Source organism: Rhizobium sp. L51/94 (assembly GCF_019355555.1).
GTDB classification, from domain to species: domain Bacteria; phylum Pseudomonadota; class Alphaproteobacteria; order Rhizobiales; family Rhizobiaceae; genus Rhizobium; species Rhizobium rhododendri.
Map to the genome: position 1 here is coordinate 994,736 of NZ_CP072141.1, position 17,382 is coordinate 1,012,117.

The window sequence follows — 17,382 nt, forward strand, 5'->3', positions numbered from 1 at the left end:
GCGACCCGCAGTCTAGGGACGTGGGCCCCATGTCACAACGGCTAAACGTTTATCGCGAAGCGGGCACTGGTGACTTAGTGTTCCATCCGGTCGTCACCAGCAGGGACTCGCGCTGCTTGGCTGGCATGGCGCGCAGTCGGCTTTGCGTTACCAGGCGTATCGCGGCAAACCCCGCCAAGACGAGAAGCACTTTGCTGGAGATGGTAAAGATCGCCATCGTCAGTGCCCAGGTTTTGATTTCAGTGCTGAGCGCGAGGTACGCATTGAGCGCTGCGGTGGTGAACATAAGGCCTGACCACACGAAGCCGAGCGCGATGCCGATATCGGCCGAAACGGCGCGGGCAATCGCAGGCAGGTAGCGATTGATCCATCCGGGCTTCAGCATCGCGGCACCGACAATCACATAAATCACGCTCGGCTTGAAGAGCACGAAACGGGGATCGTCCGTCACCATCGTTGCCGTACCGGAAGCGAAAACCAGAAACAGGCTTAGCCACTGCATGCTGTCGACAGGCTTCCTCCTTGAGATCTGGACAGCAATTTGGCAGGCACCGAACAGCATGCCGAGACAAGCCGACAGCACTGCGTTCTGCGTTAAAGAGAAGAGGATGACAAAAAGCAGGCTCGCGCCGAGGTCGTTGGCCATCAATCCTATGGTTTTCAGAAAGGACTTCATAAGGACTGGCCCAGCGATCGCTATGCGAAGGCATAGAGCCAATCGCGTATTGCAGCAAGCCGGGAGGTTAGGCAATGGATCAAGCTTGAGCCGAAGCGCACGTTTGCCGCAAACCAGACAGCAAAAAGGGCGCCTCGGCGCCCTCAATCATATGCCTTGAAAGGGCTTCCCCTCACTCGTCGCTCATCTTCAGCGCCGCAATAAACGCTTCCTGTGGAATGTCGACCTTGCCGAACTGGCGCATACGCTTCTTGCCAGCCTTCTGCTTGTCAAGCAGCTTGCGCTTGCGGGAGGCGTCGCCGCCGTAGCACTTGGCGGTCACGTCCTTGCGCATTGCCGAGATCGTCTCGCGGGCGATGACGTTGCCGCCGATGGCCGCCTGGATCGGAATCTTGAACATGTGCCGCGGGATCAGGTCCTTCAGCTTTTCGCACATGTCGCGACCGCGCTTTTCGGCGGCGGTCCGGTGTACCAGCATCGACAGCGCGTCGACCGGCTCGCCGTTGACCATGATCGACATTTTCACAAGGTTGCCTTCCTTGTAGCCGTCGAGATGGTAGTCGAAGGAGGCATAGCCCTTGGAAATCGATTTCAGCCGGTCGTAGAAGTCGAACACGACTTCGTTGAGCGGCAGCTCGTAGGTCAGCATGGCGCGCTTGCCGACATAGGTAAGCTCGGTCTGGACGCCACGGCGATCCTGGCAGAGCTTGAGGATGCCGCCGAGATAATCGTCCGGGGTAAGGATGGTTGCCTTGATCCAAGGCTCGTGGATTTCCGAGATGCGCACGACATCCGGCATGTCGGCCGGATTGTGCAGCTCGCGCTCGCTGCCGTCGGTCATGTTGAGCTTGTAGACCACCGACGGTGCCGTCGCGATCAGGTCGAGATCGAACTCGCGCTCGAGGCGTTCCTGGATGATTTCGAGATGCAGCAACCCGAGGAAGCCGCATCGGAAACCGAAGCCGAGAGCTGCGGACGATTCCATTTCGAACGAGAACGAGGCGTCGTTGAGGCGCAGCTTGCCCATGGCAGCGCGCAGATCCTCGAAGTCGGCCGCATCGACGGGGAACAACCCGCAGAAGACGACCGGCTGGGCCGGTTTGAAGCCTGGCAGCGCCTTGGCCGTCGGCTTCTTGTCTTCGGTTATGGTGTCGCCGACGCGGGTGTCTGCCACTTCCTTGATCGAGCCGGTGAAGAAGCCGATCTCGCCCGGGCCGAGGCTGTCGACCGCCAGCATCTTCGGCGTCAGCACGCCGACGCGTTCGACCTGGTATTTTGCGTCGGTGCCCATCATGCGGATGGTCTGGCCCTTGGTCAGCACGCCGTCGAGGATACGCACCAGAACCATGACCCCGAGATAGGTGTCGTACCAGCTGTCGACCAAGAGCGCCTTCAGCGGGCCTTTTTCGCCCATCTCGCTTTTCGGCGCCGGCAGCTGGTGGACGATGGCTTCCAGAACCTCGGGGATGCCGAAGCCGGTCTTGGCCGAAATCAGCACGGCCTGGCTGGCGTCGATGCCGATGACTTCCTCGATCTGCTCGCGGATGCGGTCGGGTTCTGCGGCCGGCAGGTCGATCTTGTTGAGAACGGTGACGATCTCGTGGTTGTTGTCGATGGCCTGGTAGACGTTGGCAAGGGTCTGCGCCTCGACTCCCTGTGACGCGTCGACCACCAGCAGCGATCCTTCGCAGGCCGACAGCGAGCGCGACACTTCGTAGGCGAAGTCGACGTGCCCGGGTGTGTCGATCAGGTTGAGGACGTATTTTTCGCCGTTGTTGGCCTGGTAGTGCAGGCGCACGGTCTGAGCCTTGATGGTGATGCCGCGTTCGCGCTCGATGTCCATGCTGTCGAGCACCTGCTCCGACATGTCGCGTTCGGCAAGGCCGCCCGTCGACTGGATCAGCCGGTCGGCAAGCGTCGATTTGCCATGGTCGATATGGGCGACAATGGAAAAGTTGCGGATATGGTCGAGTGGGATGCGGTTCGGATCGGTGCTCATGCGCGCCATATAGCAGCGCCGTCCTCAGCCGCAAAGCGGAAAACGGGTGCAGTGCAGGGCTTTGCGGCAATTTGCAAAGCACCCGAGGCGGTAAATCTCTAAGCTTGACAGGGGTCGATTCCATTATATGAATAATATATTCCCTAATAGTAGAAAAAGAGGGTGTCATGGAACAGGAGCTCGACATTGCAGTTGGCGCCCGGATCCGACAGTTGCGAATCGATAAGGCGCTGACGCTGGATGAGTTGGCCCGGTCCTCGGGCGTCAGCCGTGCCATGATCTCGCGGATCGAGCGCGCCGAGGCGAGCCCGACCGCGTCGCTGCTGGCGCGCCTTTGCGCGGCTCTCGGTCTGTCTCTTTCCGCCTTTTTTGCCGACGAGGGCAGGGCCGCGTCGCCCTTGGCGAGGCGCGAGGAGCAGCCGGTCTGGCGGGATCCGGAGACGGGCTATGTCAGGCGCGCAGTCTCGCCGGCGCGCACCGCTTCGCCCGTCGAAATCGTCGAGATTTCGTTTCCGCCCGGCGCCCGCGTCAGTTTTCCACCGCATGCTGCCGGCCGTGGCATCACTCAGCACGTATGGCTGTTCGAGGGCGAGATGGAGGTGATTACCGCCGATTGTGTCCAGCCGCTACAGGCTGGCGATTGCCTGTTCATGCCCATTGGCGAGGGCCACGTCTTTCACAATCCGACCGAACGCCCCGCGCGCTATTGCATCGTGCTCGACCAGAGCGGCCGATGACCAACATCTGGAGAAAACAATGATCGATATCCGCATGCTCGATGCCGACCAGGCTCGCAGTGCAGGGCAGCAGCTTGCCGAAATCCTGGTGGATTGCGTCGAAGACGGCGCCTCCCTCGGTTTCATGCACCCCTTCGGCGTCTCGGATGCGCTGCCCTTCTGGGCTGGCGTCGCCGATGACGTGGCATCCGGCAAGACGCTTCTGTTTGTCGCCGAGATCAATGGTGAGATGGTCGGTACGGTGCAGATCGGCTTTGCCAGCATGCCAAACCAGAGCCATCGCGGCGACCTCAAGAAGCTGCTCGTCCACCGCTCGGCGCGGGGCAAGGGCGTGTCCCGGCTGCTCACGGAAGCCGCCGAGCAGGAGGCGGCACGGCATGGCAAGAGCCTGCTGGTGCTCGATACCGCAACCGGCAGCCCGGCAGAAGCCATCTACCCCCGCCTCGGATGGAACAGGGTCGGCATCATTCCGGACTATGCCGCCTGGCCCCAGGGTGGCCTCGGCGATGTAACGCTGTTCTACAAGCGGATAGGGCTTCCTGCTGCTTGACAGCGGTGGCCTCGTCCCCGTTCTATCCTCCCGGACGACAATTGGGGACCTCCAATGCGCATTTTCTATTCCGAAGACCACAAGCTGCGCGATGCAAAGACGGAACTCCATGGCGGCTTGCTGGTGACCCCGTTCGAGGGGCCGTTCCGCGCTGAGTGGATCCTCGCGGCGGTGCGGGAGGCCGGTTTTTCCGACGTGGTATCGCCGCGTCCGCAGGGACTTGAGACCGCGTTAAAGGTCCATGATGCCGGCTACCTCGATTTTCTGTCGAAGGTCTGGCGCCTGTGGAAGGCAAGTGGGGCGGAAGGCGAGGCGATCGCGACCTCGCTGCCGGTGCGCCGCTCCACCCAGCGCATTCCCAACGATATCGACGGAATGCTCGGCTACTATGCCAACGCTACCGAGACCTCCATCACCGATGGTACCTATGAGGCCGCGCTTTCCGCCATGCGTTGCGCCCTCGATGGCGCGGACTGGCTGAATGCCGGTAACCGCTTTGCCTTCGCGCTCTGCCGCCCGCCCGGTCATCATGCCGGTATCGATCTTTTCGGCGGCTATTGCTTCATCAACAATGCCGCCGTCGCCGCCGAGCGGCTGATCGAGCATGGCGCGAAAAAGGTCGCCATCCTCGACGTCGATTTTCACCACGGCAACGGCACGCAGGACATCACCTACCAGCGCAGCGATATCTTCTTTGCTTCGCTGCACGGCGAGCCGGCCAATGCGTTCCCCTATTTCTGGGGTTACGCCGACGAAATCGGGGCAGGCGCTGGCGAAGGGTGCAACGCCAATTATCCGCTGCCGCGCGACACTGCCTGGCAGGCCTGGTCTGCAGCGCTCGCCGATGCGCTCGCCCGCATCAAGGCGTCAGGTGCAGAGGCGATCGTTCTGTCGCTCGGCGTCGATACGTTCGAGCGCGACCCGATCTCCTTCTTCAGGCTGACCTCCGAGGACTTCAGCCGCATGGGAGCGATGATCGCGGCGGCCGGCCTGCCGGTGATCACCTGCATGGAGGGCGGCTACGGCGTTCCGGAAATCGGCCTCAACGTCGCCAATGTTCTGATGGGCCTGGAAGCCTGATCCGTAGCCATCGGTTTTCCTGATGTCAGCATGACAATTTGGCGTTTGCCGCCATGCCCGCCGCCCGCTAGGAGCGGTGGCAAAGGGGGAGTGGCATGGATCAGAACGCAGCGACGATGGGAAGCGATGGCGGTGCGCCGTTGATGCCCGTACCGGACAAGGCGCCGCAGGGCGGCATGGCCGCAGGCGCGCTGATGTGCCTGCTGTCGATGACGTCGATCCAGTTCGGCGCGGCTTTTTCGTCGCCGGCCATCGGGCTCTATGGGGCAGCCGGCGCCAGCTGGCTGCGGCTTGGCTTCGCAGCCCTTATTCTTGTCGCCATCGTCCGCCCTCCGATCTCTCGCTACAGCCGCCGGCAATGGTTGGGCGCCTTGTTGCTGGGCACGGTAACGGCCTGTATGACGATGTCGTTCTTTGCGGCAGTCCAGCGCATCCCGCTCGGGCTGCTCGTGGCGATCGACTTCCTGGGGCCGCTTTCCGTGGCAGCTTTCGGTTATGGCATCGGCTGGCGGCTGGCCTGGCCGCTGGTGGCGGGCATCGGCGTGTTGTTTCTGGCGCGCGACGGACAGGGCTGGGTGGGCAACCTGCCGGGCGTCATGTTCGCGCTCGCCTCGGCCGTCGGATGGGCGATCTACATTATCCTCACAAAGAAAGTCGGTGCCGCCTTCAAGGGTTTCGAGGGTCTGGCAATGTCGCTCATGGTGGCGGCCCTGCTGGCCACGCCCTTCGGCCTGCCGGCCTCGATCGGGGCTCTCTCCTGGGAAGGTCTGGGCGAAATGCTCGGCCTCGCCATCCTCGTGCCGCTGTTGCCCTACGCGTTGGAAATGGTGGCGCTGCGGCGCATGCCGACAGCCTCCTTCGGCATCCTGATGAGCCTGGAGCCAGCGCTCGGCGCGCTCGCAGGCTTCCTGGTGCTGTCTCAGCCGATGACACTGCTGCAGATGCTAGGCACGGCCTTTGTCGTCGCAGCCAGCGTAGGCGCCACTCTCGCGCCCTAGGCTGGAGGAGGACCGGCCGGGGCGTCGTTGGCCGAACTGTAGAAAAGCGCCAGGAACATGCTCTTGGCGATCCGCTCGGCCGTTGTCATGAACCAGTCACGGGCCTCTGGCGTCGGCGCGATATCCTCGAGCGTCGCAGCAAATAGCCCCAGCCATTCCGGAAACATCTCCGGCACCAGCCCCTCCACCGATGCATGCGCCTGCACGGGCTTGCCGCCATAGGCGCCGGTCTTCAAGGCGATCGACGACCAGAAGCGCTTCATCTTTTCCATATGCTCCGGCCAGCGACCGGAAAGCCGCGCCTCGAAGACAGGCCCAAGTCGCGAGTTCACCTGGATCCGTTGGTAAAACTCTTCGACCAACTTGTCTATGAATGCGGCATCGATGCCGATGCGAAGCATGTCCGCCTCGGCACGCTCGCGCATCGCGGCGATCTGGGCGGCGCGGCCCTGCAACTCGTTGGTCATTCGGTTTCGCTCCTGCCGCAGCCGCTCCTGCAGCCATGGAGGCCGCGTAAGAACAGCCGGTATAGCCGCGTTGCAGAGGATACAGAAGGCCATGCCCGGCAGCTTTGCTCAAATTGCACGATTGCCCTTGCCAAGATCTTGACCCGTGCCATATCGCACTTTAGATTTAGATTAATTCTAAAGTGGAGACACCCATGCTGACCCGCCTGTTCCGATCGTCCAAGCGCCCGTTCAAGTCCCTGACGGAGCAGGAAGTCCTTGCCGTGGCAATCGCGGCAGAAGAGGACGATTCCCGCATCTACCTCGCCTATGCCGACACCCTGAGGCCGAAGTATCCCGCGTCTGCCAAGGTCTTCGAGGACATGGCCGAAGTCGAAAGCACGCACCGCAAGATGCTGATCGAGATGCATCGCAAGCGGTTCGGCGAGCGCATTCCGCTTATTCGCCGCGAGCATGTACAGGGCTTCTACGAGCGCAAGCCGGATTGGCTGCGCAACACGCTGTCTCTGGAAGCCATGCGCCAGGAGGCCGAGACGATGGAGGGCCAGGCATATCGCTTCTATCTCCAGGCGGCCAAGCAGACCTCCGATGCCGGGACGCGTCAGCTGCTCGACGATCTCGCCATGGCCGAGCAGGGCCACGAAGACGTCGCCGCAATGCTGAGCGAGAAGCATACGCCGGAGGACGTCAAGAAGAACGAAAATGCCGATGCCCGTCGGCAGATGGTGCTCACTTATGTGCAGCCGGGCCTGGCAGGCCTCATGGACGGCTCGGTCTCGACGCTGGCGCCGATCTTCGCCGCAGCGTTCGCCACCCAGGACACCTGGCAGACATTCCTGGTCGGCCTTTCAGCGTCCGTCGGTGCCGGCATTTCGATGGGCTTCACAGAGGCTGCCCATGACGATGGCAAGATTTCTGGTCGTGGCTCGCCGATCAAGCGCGGTCTGGCCTGCGGCATCATGACGGCACTCGGTGGCCTCGGACATGCCTTGCCCTACCTTATCCCGGATTTCTGGACGGCCACTATCACCGCTGGCGTCGTTGTCTTCTTCGAGCTCTGGGCGATTGCCTTTATCCAGAACAAGTTCATGGAAACGCCATTCCTGCGTGCCGCTTTCCAGGTCGTCCTCGGTGGCGGTCTCGTCCTGGCGGCAGGTATTCTGATCGGCAATGTCTGACGATATTTCGCTCCGACAGATCTTACCTGAACCAGCAATGAAAATGGGACCGAAGCCATCCGGCTTCGGTCCCATGTTTGTATTCGGAAATCACCTGACGGCGGGCGCCGGGCTCAGTTTCCTCCGCGGCTGAACATGGGGCCGCGCGGCGAGTCTGGATTAGGCACGATGATCTGGTTGTTGTCGGGGCGGTCGCGGTTGTAGTCTCTTCTTGGGCCGTCGGGCCTGCCGTCACCGCGTCCTGGACCGCGGGGCCTGTCGTTATCCCGGCGACGATCCGCATAATCTCGCCTGTGATATCCGCCGTCGCGACGGTAGCCCGGGTAACCGCGATAGTAGCCTCCGTCACGGTAGCCACCATAATAGCCTCCACCGTAATAAGGCGCGTCATAGGTGGTGACGTAGGCGCCGCTGTAGCCTCCGCCTTCCACGCAACCGGCAAGAGTGAGGGTCGCGAGACCCATAACGGCCGTTAACAGCAATGATCTGATTTTCATTTATTTCTCCCCACACTCGGATCCGGGAATGAAAACAGGTTTTCAATTCGCAGCCGAGGCAATTTGTATTTCTGAACGTTCTAATGCAGCTGACCCGCCGAAGTTCCATCCGCGTGCACGGAATGCTTCGATGCGTTTGTGAGGCGGTATGAACAAACGGGTCATGGCGACGAAATATCTTGCCCGGCTCCGGTCGAGCCGCTGCATCCGCAGGCTTCCGGATGCAGTCCCGCCTTACTTCAAGGCGCCGACCAGTACGTCACGGCCATTCTCGATCGTCACCCAGCGGCCTGCATTATAGCTCGCCTGGCGTTTGATGTAGGAATAAGGCGTCTGGTACCAGATCTTCACTTCATCGGTGAGGTTGTCGAGCTCGTAATCGCCCTGGGCGGTGCGCAGCGTCAGAATGGCGTGACCTTCGCCATCCGGCTTGCGGACGACGGTCATGAGAAGGTTGGACGGAGAAAAGCCGCGCTGGATCAGGATACGGCGCTTCAGCAGTGCAAAGTCTTCACAATCGCCAGCGGTGACCGGATAGGCCCAGTATTCTTCCTTGCCATAGACTTCCATGTCCGTGGCCGGGATGATGGTGGTGTTAACCTGCAAATTGACCTGCTTGACCGTTGCCCAGTTTGCATCGGTCATCTTGACGGGCATCAGATCCGAATTGGGGCCGCATTCGCTGCGGTAGCGCTGACAGAAATCATAATGGCCGATTGGCTGCGAGGTGGTGCCGCCGACAACCATCGAAGGCCCACTCTGGGACGCCGGCATAGCCGATGTCGACATGGCAAATATCGCCACTAAGGCTAGAAAGATGCCCTTGAAATCCACGCCAGCAACCTCGTACCGTCCCTAATTCTTAACAAATTGTTAATGGACGCGAGGCCGCATGGTCAATCGTTACTTAAACGTTAACAGGGTGAACCGTGCAACATGGTTAAAATGCAACAGAAATCGATGTTGGTTTAAGGCCGCCAAGGACCTCTAAACCGTTGCGAACGCCGCGATCACACCGAGCATCCTCTCCAGATCCTGTGGGCGGGAGAGGCGATGGTCGCCATCGCGGATGAGCGTCAGCACCACATCGTCGGCCGGCAGATGCTCCACCAGTTTCATCGCGTGGGCGTGGGGTACGTCCTTGTCCTGCATGCCCTGCAAGATGTGGACCGGGCAGCCAGTCTCGATCATGCCTGACAGCACCTGGTTCGCCCGGCCGTCCTCGATCAGCTTCCGCGTATAGATATTGGGGATAGGGCTGTAGGCAGACGGCTCCTCGAAAAAACCTTTCTCCGCCAAAGCCTGGCGCTCGACATCTTTCAGGTTTGGTTCGATCAGGTCGATCGTAAAGTCCGGTGCCGGGGCGATCAGCACCAGGCCCTTGATATCTGGCGCGCTCTTCCGGGCGCGCAACTCCTGGATCAGCCGTAGCGCGATCCAGCCGCCCATAGACGAGCCGACGATCACGAGGCGTTGCGGATTGGCGTGATCGACAACCGCCAGCGTTTCCTCCAGCCAACGCGAGATCGTGCCATCGCGAAATTCGCCGCCCGAGACGCCGTGACCGGAATAGTCGAACCGGATGCATCCAAGACCCAGCCGCTCGGCCAGCGCATCGACCTCGACTGCCTTGGAGCCCCCCATGTCGGAGCGATAGCCGGACAGCCAGAGAATTGTCGCTTGCTTTTCGGGGTTCGAGGTCTCGCGAAGTCGCATGGCAATCGGACGGGCACCATCGCCGCTGCCGACAGTGATTGTCTCGAGCGGAAGGGCATTTGCGGTTTCGGACATAGGCTGAGCTCCTGTTTGGCCGCTTTTAAAACAGATTCGCTTCCGGGCTGACAGGAGGTGATTTCTGCCATACACTGTGCTATTGACATCGCTGCCGCTTTGAGCACATTGCCGCCAACTGCGCCGACGGGAGCTTGGGGCCGCAAACACTTTAAACAATTCGTGGAGAATACGACCATTCGCAGACCTTTTAAAACCGACGCTCCCGTTAAGGACGGGCCGCGTTCAAACCGGGAAATTCGCATCCCGAAAGTCCAGCTCATCGGAGCGGACGGCGCAAACCTGGGCATAGTCCCCACAGACGAAGCAATGAAGATGGCGGAAGACTCAGGTCTCGACCTAGTGGAAATTTCCCCTAACGCAGAGCCGCCCGTCTGCAAGATTCTCGATCTCGGCAAGCTGAAATACGCCAACCAGAAGAAGGCGGCCGAAGCGCGCAAGAAGCAGAAGATCGTCGAAATCAAAGAAATCAAGATGCGTCCGAACATCGACACCCATGACTACGAGGTGAAGATGAAGGCCATGAGCCGCTTTTTCGATGAAGGCGACAAGGTCAAGGTGACCCTGAAGTTCCGCGGCCGCGAAATGGCCCACCAGGAACTCGGCATGAAGCTGTTGCAGCAGGTCAAGGTCGACACGATCGAGTTTGCCAAGGTCGAAGCCGAACCGAAGCTCGAAGGTCGCCAGATGATGATGGTGCTCGCGCCGAAGTAAGGTGCGGACCGTCACACTGGAAGTCGAAGCCGTCCGTCCGGGCGGCTTTTTCTTTTGTCAGGGCTGCGTTCGAAAGATTCAGCTGCGGCCCCGTTGCACTTTGGCGGGACTGCGGTTATAGGACCCCGTCCGAACTGACCGGCAGGGCATGCCGTGGCAGTTCAGAATGCTTGCAGAACGGTTCGTCACCGCACCTGCAGTTCAACAACCAAGCCACCCGCACTTTGTGCAAGCCCGGCATGCCGGACCTGCGAGAGGCGCCTTCTTCAAAAAGAGCGCGACCGGGGGCATAGAAGGAGTAGCAAAATGCCCAAGATGAAGACGAAGTCCTCTGCCAAGAAGCGGTTCAAGATCACCGCAACCGGCAAAGTGAAGGCCGCCGCTGCTGGCAAGCGCCACGGCATGATCAAGCGTAGCAACAAGTTCATTCGCGATGCACGCGGCACCATGGTTCTTTCCGAGCCAGATGGTCGCAAGGTCATCAAGAATTACTTGCCGAACGGTCGCTAAGACCCTTCGCCCGCTATTATTAAGGAGATCATGACATGGCACGTGTCAAAAGAGGCGTCACCTCGCACGCCAAGCATAAGAAGGTTCTGAAGCAGGCCAAGGGTTTCTACGGCCGCCGCAAGAACACCATCCGCGCCGCCAAGGCAGCGGTCGATCGTTCCAAGCAGTACGCTTACCGCGACCGCAAGGTAAACAAGCGCAATTTCCGCGCCCTCTGGATCCAGCGTATCAACGCTGCCGTCCGCGAGCACGGCCTGACCTACGGCCGCTTCATCGACGGCCTCACCAAGGCTGGCATCGAAGTCGACCGCAAGGTTCTGTCTGACATGGCGATCCATGAAGTCGAAGCATTCGGCGCCCTGGTTGCTGCCTCGAAGAAGGCGCTGGACTATCTGAAGGATGCCGGCACGAAGAACGAATTCGAAGCGGTCGTTAAGTAACGGCGCGACGAACCCTTTGTGTTCCAGGTTTGAAACCCGCGCCGGCAAGCTGGCGCGGGTTTCGCGTTTTCGTCACCCCGTTTTTTCATCAACCCAGTCTCTGAGCGGCGCGCCAGGCCCGCAAGACAGGATCGCAAAGTGGAAGACCAGCAAGATTACCTGCGTTCTCTACCGGATCTGACCGCCAGCGACATCGAGACGCTGCTTGCGGTGCTGGTTTCTGGCAAGAAGCGCGTTCAGCGGGTCGTCCTGTCTCAGCGGACTGTCTGGATCAAGCGCTACGGCACGGAGAAGCCGACATGGTGGCGTCACCTGCAGGCTTTTGTTTCACGATTGATCCCCGTCGATTACCTCAGGCCCTCACCCTATCTGACACCACGAGAGATGGCAGAGCGCGAACAGCGGCGCATCCGGTTGTTTGCTGCCAGCGGCATCGCCGCTCCCCAGATCCTCTATGCCTCCAGAAGCGCCATCGTGCTGACCCATGTCGGCGAGACGGTGCAGGCGCGCCTGCGCAAGTCGGACGACGATACGGTCCGCGACGGGCTGCTGGTTGCCTGCGCCGAGGAACTTGGGCGTCTCCATGCCGCCGGTCTCTGCCATGGAAGGCCTTACCCGCGCGACATGTTCTTTGCCGGCGACAGGCTCGGTTTCATGGATTTCGAGGAGGAGCCGCAAAGCGTCATGCCGCTGCCGGTTGCCCAGGCGCGCGACATATGGCTGCTGTTTCTGCAGATCGCCAGCACGGCCCGGCGCGGTACCGACACCTTCGACGCTGCCTACAACGCGTGGTCGGCGCGGGCGCCAGCGGCAGCGATTGCCGAATTGCGACGCATGACGGGCTTCCTCGGGCATTTTTTGTCCTTTGCCCGGTTGATTGGCCGCGTCCGCATGGGTAGTGATCTGCGGCGCTTCATTGTCGCCACGAGCTATCTGGCGACGGTGCCGTCCGATAGTCGCTCCAGCACGACCCACGAAGAACGCCCGCAAGGCAGGACACCATGACCGAACTCGATACATTGCAACAGCAGCTGCTTTCCGACGTCCATGCCGCATCCGACGAGGCGGCCATCGAAGCCGTCCGGCTTTCAGCGCTCGGCAAGAAGGGCTCGGTCTCGGAACTGCTGAAGACGCTGGGCGGAATGTCGCCGGAGGAACGCCAGACGCGCGGTGCCGCCATCAATGCGTTGAAAACCGTTGTGACCGAGGCCATCGTCAGCCGCAAGGCAGAGCTGAAGGACGCCGCGATCACGGAGAAGCTCAAGGCGGAGACAGTCGATGTCAGCCTGCCGGTGCGCTCCTCGCCGGCCGAGCGCGGTCGAATCCATCCAATCAGCCAGATCGTCGACGAGATCACGGCCATCTTCGGCGACATGGGCTTCTCGATTGCCGAAGGTCCCGACGTAGAGACCGATCACTACAATTTCACGGCGCTGAATTTCCCGGAAGGCCACCCGGCCCGCGAAATGCATGACACGTTCTTCTTCCAGCCGGACGAGAACGGCGAGCGGAAGGTGCTGCGCACCCACACCTCGCCGGTGCAGATCCGCACCATGGAAGCCCAGAAGCCGCCGATCCGCATCATCATTCCCGGCAAGACCTACCGCCAGGACTCGGATGCCACCCATTCGCCGATGTTCCATCAGGTCGAAGGCCTGGTGGTCGACAAAAAGGCGAATGTCGGCAACATGCGCTGGGTTCTGGAAGAGTTCTGCAAGGCCTTCTTCGAGGTCGACAGCGTCACCATGCGCTTCCGCCCGTCCTTCTTTCCCTTCACCGAGCCGTCCTTCGAGGTCGACATCCAGTGCGACCGCTCCGGCCCGAGCGTCAAGTTCGGCGAAGGCACCGACTGGATGGAGATTTTGGGCTGCGGCATGGTCCATCCGAACGTGCTGCGCCACGGTGGGCTCGATCCGGACGAATATCAGGGCTTTGCCTGGGGTATGGGCCTCGACCGTATCGCCATGCTGAAATACGGCATGCCGGACCTGCGCGATTTCTTCAACGCCGACGTCCGCTGGATCTCCCACTACGGCTTCCGCCCCCTCGACATGCCGACGCTGTTTGGGGGCTTGAGCGTTTAAATGCCAACCCTGCTGGTCTGGCATGGATACGAGTTCCGGTTCTATGCGCTGGATATGGGCGAACCTCCCCATACTCACGTCGTGAAGTAGGGGAAGTCGTTGAAGGTCTGGCTGGAAAGCGTGGCGGTTGCGCGGAATGTTGGTTACAATGAGCGGGATGTTGACCGCCTTCTTGCGGCGATTGCAGAACACAGGGATCAATGGATCGAGGCGTGCGTCGAATGACTTCTTTGGAGTTTGAAACCGAGGATATGCGCCCCATCAAAGCCTGGTGCTCTGCGGATGAGGTCCATGTAACGTTGGCAGACGGCCGTACCATTTCGGCTCCGCTCTGGTGGTATCCGTTTCTTCTTGATCTCGATCAATCCGCGCTCAACGATATCGAGTTGATGTATGAGGGCGTCTGGTGGCCGGAAGTGGACGAGGGCATCTCTGTCCAGAGCATGTTCCGTGGCGTCAAGGCACCGGGGGCGAAGGCTCCGCAGAAGGTGGCTTGAGTGACGGAACAACGGCCCACCTATTACTTCGTCACGGACGTCGAGACGAACGGTCCGGATCCTTTGCGTCATTCGATGTTGAGTTTCGCGACAGTTGCGTTGCGTTCTGATGGGGTCGCGTGCGGTGAGTTCGAGGCGGTTCTGATGCCCCGCGTGGATCGAGGAACGGATGAGCGGACCATGGCCTGGTGGGGGACGCAACCGGAGGCATGGGAGGCGGCAACTGCTGATCCAGAAGATCCAGCGGCTGTTATGGTGCGGTTCGTGGAATGGATTGAAGGCTTTGCCGGAGAGCGCGCATTCGCTGCGCGCCCGCTCATGTTCGATGGTCTCTGGATCGACCACTATTTGAGGACATTTGCTGACCGTTTTCTGCTGGATGTCCCCTATTGGGGCCAATGCGTTTTTAACGCGGGACCACTGGATATCGGGACTTATCTTTTGGGTGTATTTGGCAAAACTCAGCCTCAGTCGGGTGCAGACAAATTTCCCGATGACTTGCTTGGTCATCATCCGCATACCCACAAGGCTATCGATGACGCACGCGGTTATGCGTCACTCCTTTCGAAACTATTTGATGTGGCTCGGGGTCTGCCAGAAAACCCGCTCGATTTTATAAGGGTGCAACAATGAAATTCACGCTCTCCTGGCTGAAAGATCACCTCGACACCGAGGCGACGCTTGATGAGATCTGTACGCGCCTGACCGAGATCGGGCTTGAAGTCGATGCTGTCGATGACAAGGCGGCGTTCAAGCCGTTCGTTATCGCCAAGGTGCTGTCGGCTGAAAAGCATCCGCAGGCCGACCGGCTGAAGGTGCTGATGGTCGATACCGGCGCGGACAAGCCCGTGCAGGTCGTCTGTGGCGCGCCGAATGCTCGGGCTGGGATGATCGGCGCCTTCGCCCCCGCCGGTACCTATGTGCCCGGCATCGATGTGACGCTGACGGTTGGCAATATCCGTGGTGTTGAAAGCCATGGCATGATGTGCTCCGAGAAGGAGCTGCAGATTTCCGACAATCATGACGGTATTATCGACTTGGCAGCAGATGCACCGGTCGGTTCGAGCTATGCCACTTACGCCGGCCTTGACGATGCCATGATCGACGTCAACCTGACGCCGAACCGGCCGGATTGCACCTCGATCTACGGCATTGCCCGCGATCTCGCCGCTTCCGGCCTCGGCACGCTGAAGACCCGCGCGGCGCCTGCGTTCCCCATCGAGGGCGAAACGCCGGTCAAGGTGACGCTCGATCTCGATGACCCCAGGCTTTGCCCCGGCTTCGCGCTCCGCCTGGTGCGTGGCGTGAAGAACGGCCCGAGCCCGGCCTGGATGCAGCAGCGGCTGATGGCGATCGGCCTCAGGCCGATCAGCGCGCTGGTCGATATCACCAATTACATGACCTTTGACCAAGGCCGTCCCATGCACGTTTTCGACGCTGCCAAGGTCAAGGGCGACCTGACCGTGCGCCGTGCCCGCGACGGAGAATCCGTCCTCGCGCTGGATACCCGAGAATACAAGCTTTCCGGCAACAATGTCGTCATCGCTGACGACAACGGTATCGAGTCCATCGGTGGCATCATGGGCGGCGAGCACTCGGGCTGCGACGAGAACACCACCGACGTGCTGATCGAATCCGCACTGTGGGATGCCATGAACATCGCCAAGTCCGGCCGCGGCCTCGGCATCATCACCGATGCCCGTTATCGTTTCGAGCGCGGCGTCGATCCCGAATACATGCTGCCGGGTCTCGAGCGCACCACGGAACTGGTGCTGGAGATCTGCGGCGGCACTGCTGCCAAGGCCAATGTCGTCGGCTACACGCCCTACGAGCCCAAGATCGTCGAGTTCCCCTTCGCCGAAATCAAGAGGCTGACCGGGCTTGAGGTCTCCACCACCGAGAGCACCGAAATCCTGACGCGCCTTGGCTTCAAGGTCTCGGGCTCCGGCGAGCGCGTCTCGGTTGCCGTCCCCTCCTGGCGCCCGGATGTCGATGGCAAGGCTGATCTCGTCGAAGAGGTCATGCGTATCCACGGCGTCGATAATATCAAGCCGACGCCTCTCGAAAGCCATGCCGCCGTCAACGGCAAGATCCTGACGACGCTGCAGATTCGCACCCGCACCGCTAAGCGTGCGCTGGCCTCGCGCGGCATGCTGGAAGCGGTCATGTGGTCGTTCATCTCGACGGACCAGGCTAAGCTGTTCGGCGGCGGATCCGATACCCTCAGGCTCGCGAACCCTATCGCCGCCGATATGTCCGATATGCGCCCGTCGCTGCTGCCGGGCCTGCTGAGCGCTGCCCAGAGAAATGCCGACAAGGGCTACGGCGACGTCGCGCTGTTCGAAGTTTCCGGCACCTACGAGAACGACCGGCCGGAAGGCCAGCGGCGTGTCGCCGGCGGCATTCGCCGGGGCACGGCGACGCTTTCAGGCGCCGGTCGCCTCTGGTCCAACGCCACCAAGGGCGGTGGCAAGCCGGTCGATGTGTTCGATGCCAAGGCCGATGCCCTGGCCGTCATCGAGGCTTGCGGGCTGCCGATGGGCAATATCCAGATCGAGCATGGCGGGCCGGATTGGTATCACCCGGGTCGCTCAGGTACCATCAAGATGGGCCCAAAGGTCGTGCTCGGCTATTTCGGCGAGTTCCATCCGAAGACGCTGGAGGCACTCGATGTGTCTGGCGCTCTCTGTGGCTTCGAGGTGTTCCTCGACGTCATGCCCGAGCCGAAGCGCAAGCCAACGCGGACCAAGCCGGCGCTCGAGCTTTCGCCCTTGCAGGTGGTCAAGCGTGACTTCGCATTTGTCGTCGACAAGACGGTGGAAGCTGGAGCGATCATCCGGGCGGCATCCGGCGCAGATCGCAAGCTGGTAACGTCGGTCAACGTCTTCGACGTGTTCGAAGGGGCTTCGCTCGGCGATGGCAAGAAATCCGTTGCCATCGAAGTGCAGATTCAGCCGGCTGAGCGCACGTTGACCGATCAGGATTTCGACGCGCTGACCCAGAAGATCGTCGCCAACGTCACCAAGACGACCGGTGGCGTCTTGCGCGGCTGATACAGTCAACCCGCAAGCGCCTCACCCGCCAGCACGTTCTGACGGCGGGTGAGGGCACGTTTGGTGCATTGCATCATATTTTTGCGATGCACCAAACCTCGACCCCTTGTC

20 protein-coding genes are annotated in these 17,382 nt (G+C 60.9%); 14 read left to right on the forward strand and 6 right to left on the reverse strand.

Features of this window, described 5'->3' with window-relative positions:
- Positions 1-49 precede the first annotated feature (49 nt).
- A complete protein-coding gene (locus J5274_RS04745) occupies positions 50-676 on the reverse strand; it encodes a septation protein IspZ (RefSeq protein ID WP_219274778.1) in 627 nt (208 codons plus the stop codon).
- Between the two features lie 172 nt (positions 677-848).
- Entirely contained in the window at positions 849-2,684 is a 1,836-nt protein-coding gene (gene lepA / locus J5274_RS04750; RefSeq protein ID WP_142823629.1) for a translation elongation factor 4, read from the reverse strand.
- Positions 2,685-2,842: 158 nt separating this feature from the next.
- On the opposite strand from lepA, the gene J5274_RS04755 reads away from it, so the two are divergent.
- The 4 genes from J5274_RS04755 to J5274_RS04770 all read left to right on the forward strand — a co-directional run bounded on the left by J5274_RS04755 (position 2,843) and on the right by J5274_RS04770 (position 6,040).
- On the forward strand, positions 2,843-3,412 hold the full coding sequence (locus tag J5274_RS04755) for an XRE family transcriptional regulator (RefSeq protein ID WP_142823630.1): 570 nt from the start codon (positions 2,843-2,845) through the stop codon (positions 3,410-3,412).
- Between the two features lie 19 nt (positions 3,413-3,431).
- Positions 3,432-3,962 carry a GNAT family N-acetyltransferase gene (locus J5274_RS04760; RefSeq protein WP_142823631.1) on the forward strand — a complete coding sequence of 177 codons (531 nt, stop codon included), beginning with the start codon at positions 3,432-3,434 and terminating at the stop codon, positions 3,960-3,962.
- A 54-nt stretch (positions 3,963-4,016) separates the two neighbouring features.
- The gene (locus J5274_RS04765; RefSeq protein ID WP_142823632.1) at positions 4,017-5,042 is read left to right on the forward strand and encodes a histone deacetylase family protein; all 1,026 of its coding nucleotides are present in this window, start codon (positions 4,017-4,019) and stop codon (positions 5,040-5,042) included.
- Positions 5,043-5,137: 95 nt separating this feature from the next.
- Complete coding sequence (locus J5274_RS04770; protein WP_142823633.1) at positions 5,138-6,040, forward strand: DMT family transporter; 903 nt, start codon at positions 5,138-5,140, stop codon at positions 6,038-6,040.
- Here the strand turns inward: J5274_RS04770 and J5274_RS04775 are convergent.
- A complete protein-coding gene (locus J5274_RS04775) occupies positions 6,037-6,507 on the reverse strand; it encodes a group III truncated hemoglobin (RefSeq protein ID WP_142829078.1) in 471 nt (156 codons plus the stop codon). The genes J5274_RS04770 and J5274_RS04775 overlap by 4 nt on opposite strands.
- A 194-nt stretch (positions 6,508-6,701) precedes the next feature.
- Here J5274_RS04775 and mbfA point away from each other — a divergent pair, with 194 nt between their 5' ends.
- Entirely contained in the window at positions 6,702-7,685 is a 984-nt protein-coding gene (gene mbfA, locus J5274_RS04780) for an iron exporter MbfA (protein WP_142823635.1), read from the forward strand.
- Positions 7,686-7,798: 113 nt separating this feature from the next.
- Here mbfA and J5274_RS04785 read toward each other — a convergent pair whose 3' ends face one another.
- From J5274_RS04785 to J5274_RS04795, 3 genes are all read right to left on the reverse strand, one after another.
- Positions 7,799-8,182 carry a hypothetical protein gene (locus J5274_RS04785; RefSeq protein ID WP_202617122.1) on the reverse strand — a complete coding sequence of 128 codons (384 nt, stop codon included), beginning with the start codon at positions 8,180-8,182 and terminating at the stop codon, positions 7,799-7,801.
- Positions 8,183-8,416: 234 nt separating this feature from the next.
- A complete protein-coding gene (locus J5274_RS04790; protein WP_111216096.1) occupies positions 8,417-9,016 on the reverse strand; it encodes a transglutaminase-like cysteine peptidase in 600 nt (199 codons plus the stop codon).
- 153 nt (positions 9,017-9,169) lie between these two features.
- Positions 9,170-9,973: a carboxylesterase gene (locus J5274_RS04795; protein ID WP_142823636.1), complete on the reverse strand. Its 804-nt coding sequence runs from the start codon at positions 9,971-9,973 to the stop codon at positions 9,170-9,172.
- A gap of 177 nt (positions 9,974-10,150) precedes the next feature.
- Here J5274_RS04795 and infC point away from each other — a divergent pair, with 177 nt between their 5' ends.
- The 9 genes from infC to pheT all read left to right on the forward strand — a co-directional run bounded on the left by infC (position 10,151) and on the right by pheT (position 17,271).
- Positions 10,151-10,687, forward strand: coding sequence for a translation initiation factor IF-3 (gene infC, locus J5274_RS04800; RefSeq protein ID WP_202617140.1), 537 nt, complete (start codon positions 10,151-10,153; stop codon positions 10,685-10,687).
- Positions 10,688-10,993: 306 nt separating this feature from the next.
- Positions 10,994-11,197, forward strand: a complete 204-nt coding sequence (gene rpmI / locus J5274_RS04805) for a 50S ribosomal protein L35 (RefSeq protein ID WP_111216101.1) — start codon at positions 10,994-10,996, stop codon at positions 11,195-11,197.
- Positions 11,198-11,232: 35 nt separating this feature from the next.
- Entirely contained in the window at positions 11,233-11,637 is a 405-nt protein-coding gene (rplT, locus tag J5274_RS04810; protein WP_111216103.1) for a 50S ribosomal protein L20, read from the forward strand.
- A gap of 138 nt (positions 11,638-11,775) precedes the next feature.
- Positions 11,776-12,642 (forward strand): serine/threonine protein phosphatase, encoded by an 867-nt coding sequence (locus J5274_RS04815; RefSeq protein ID WP_142823637.1) that lies wholly within the window; start codon positions 11,776-11,778, stop codon positions 12,640-12,642.
- Positions 12,639-13,721, forward strand: coding sequence for a phenylalanine--tRNA ligase subunit alpha (pheS, locus tag J5274_RS04820; protein ID WP_142823638.1), 1,083 nt, complete (start codon positions 12,639-12,641; stop codon positions 13,719-13,721). Before J5274_RS04815 ends, pheS begins: the two co-directional genes overlap by 4 nt.
- A gap of 99 nt (positions 13,722-13,820) precedes the next feature.
- Positions 13,821-13,946, forward strand: a complete 126-nt coding sequence (locus tag J5274_RS28725) for a hypothetical protein (RefSeq protein WP_257625652.1) — start codon at positions 13,821-13,823, stop codon at positions 13,944-13,946.
- Entirely contained in the window at positions 13,943-14,218 is a 276-nt protein-coding gene (locus J5274_RS04830; RefSeq protein ID WP_224140241.1) for a DUF2442 domain-containing protein, read from the forward strand. The genes J5274_RS28725 and J5274_RS04830 overlap by 4 nt, the downstream gene beginning before the upstream one ends.
- Positions 14,219-14,851 carry a 3'-5' exoribonuclease gene (locus tag J5274_RS04835; RefSeq protein WP_142823640.1) on the forward strand — a complete coding sequence of 211 codons (633 nt, stop codon included), beginning with the start codon at positions 14,219-14,221 and terminating at the stop codon, positions 14,849-14,851.
- Positions 14,848-17,271, forward strand: coding sequence for a phenylalanine--tRNA ligase subunit beta (gene pheT / locus J5274_RS04840; RefSeq protein WP_142823641.1), 2,424 nt, complete (start codon positions 14,848-14,850; stop codon positions 17,269-17,271). Before J5274_RS04835 ends, pheT begins: the two co-directional genes overlap by 4 nt.
- The last annotated feature ends 111 nt before the right edge of the window (positions 17,272-17,382 follow it).

Bases quoted from the DNA above. Each gene is read 5' to 3' on its own strand.
- J5274_RS04745 (WP_219274778.1), bottom strand. From the start codon at position 676: ATGAAGTCCTTTCTGAAAACCATAGGATTGATGGCCAACGACCTCGGC.
- lepA (WP_142823629.1), bottom strand. From the start codon at position 2,684: ATGGCGCGCATGAGCACCGATCCGAACCGCATCCCACTCGACCATATC.
- J5274_RS04755 (WP_142823630.1), top strand. From the start codon at position 2,843: ATGGAACAGGAGCTCGACATTGCAGTTGGCGCCCGGATCCGACAGTTG.
- J5274_RS04760 (WP_142823631.1), top strand. From the start codon at position 3,432: ATGATCGATATCCGCATGCTCGATGCCGACCAGGCTCGCAGTGCAGGG.
- J5274_RS04765 (WP_142823632.1), top strand. From the start codon at position 4,017: ATGCGCATTTTCTATTCCGAAGACCACAAGCTGCGCGATGCAAAGACG.
- J5274_RS04770 (WP_142823633.1), top strand. From the start codon at position 5,138: ATGGATCAGAACGCAGCGACGATGGGAAGCGATGGCGGTGCGCCGTTG.
- J5274_RS04775 (WP_142829078.1), bottom strand. From the start codon at position 6,507: ATGACCAACGAGTTGCAGGGCCGCGCCGCCCAGATCGCCGCGATGCGC.
- mbfA (WP_142823635.1), top strand. From the start codon at position 6,702: ATGCTGACCCGCCTGTTCCGATCGTCCAAGCGCCCGTTCAAGTCCCTG.
- J5274_RS04785 (WP_202617122.1), bottom strand. From the start codon at position 8,182: ATGAAAATCAGATCATTGCTGTTAACGGCCGTTATGGGTCTCGCGACC.
- J5274_RS04795 (WP_142823636.1), bottom strand. From the start codon at position 9,973: ATGTCCGAAACCGCAAATGCCCTTCCGCTCGAGACAATCACTGTCGGC.
- rpmI (WP_111216101.1), top strand. From the start codon at position 10,994: ATGCCCAAGATGAAGACGAAGTCCTCTGCCAAGAAGCGGTTCAAGATC.
- rplT (WP_111216103.1), top strand. From the start codon at position 11,233: ATGGCACGTGTCAAAAGAGGCGTCACCTCGCACGCCAAGCATAAGAAG.
- pheS (WP_142823638.1), top strand. From the start codon at position 12,639: ATGACCGAACTCGATACATTGCAACAGCAGCTGCTTTCCGACGTCCAT.
- J5274_RS04830 (WP_224140241.1), top strand. From the start codon at position 13,943: ATGACTTCTTTGGAGTTTGAAACCGAGGATATGCGCCCCATCAAAGCC.
- pheT (WP_142823641.1), top strand. From the start codon at position 14,848: ATGAAATTCACGCTCTCCTGGCTGAAAGATCACCTCGACACCGAGGCG.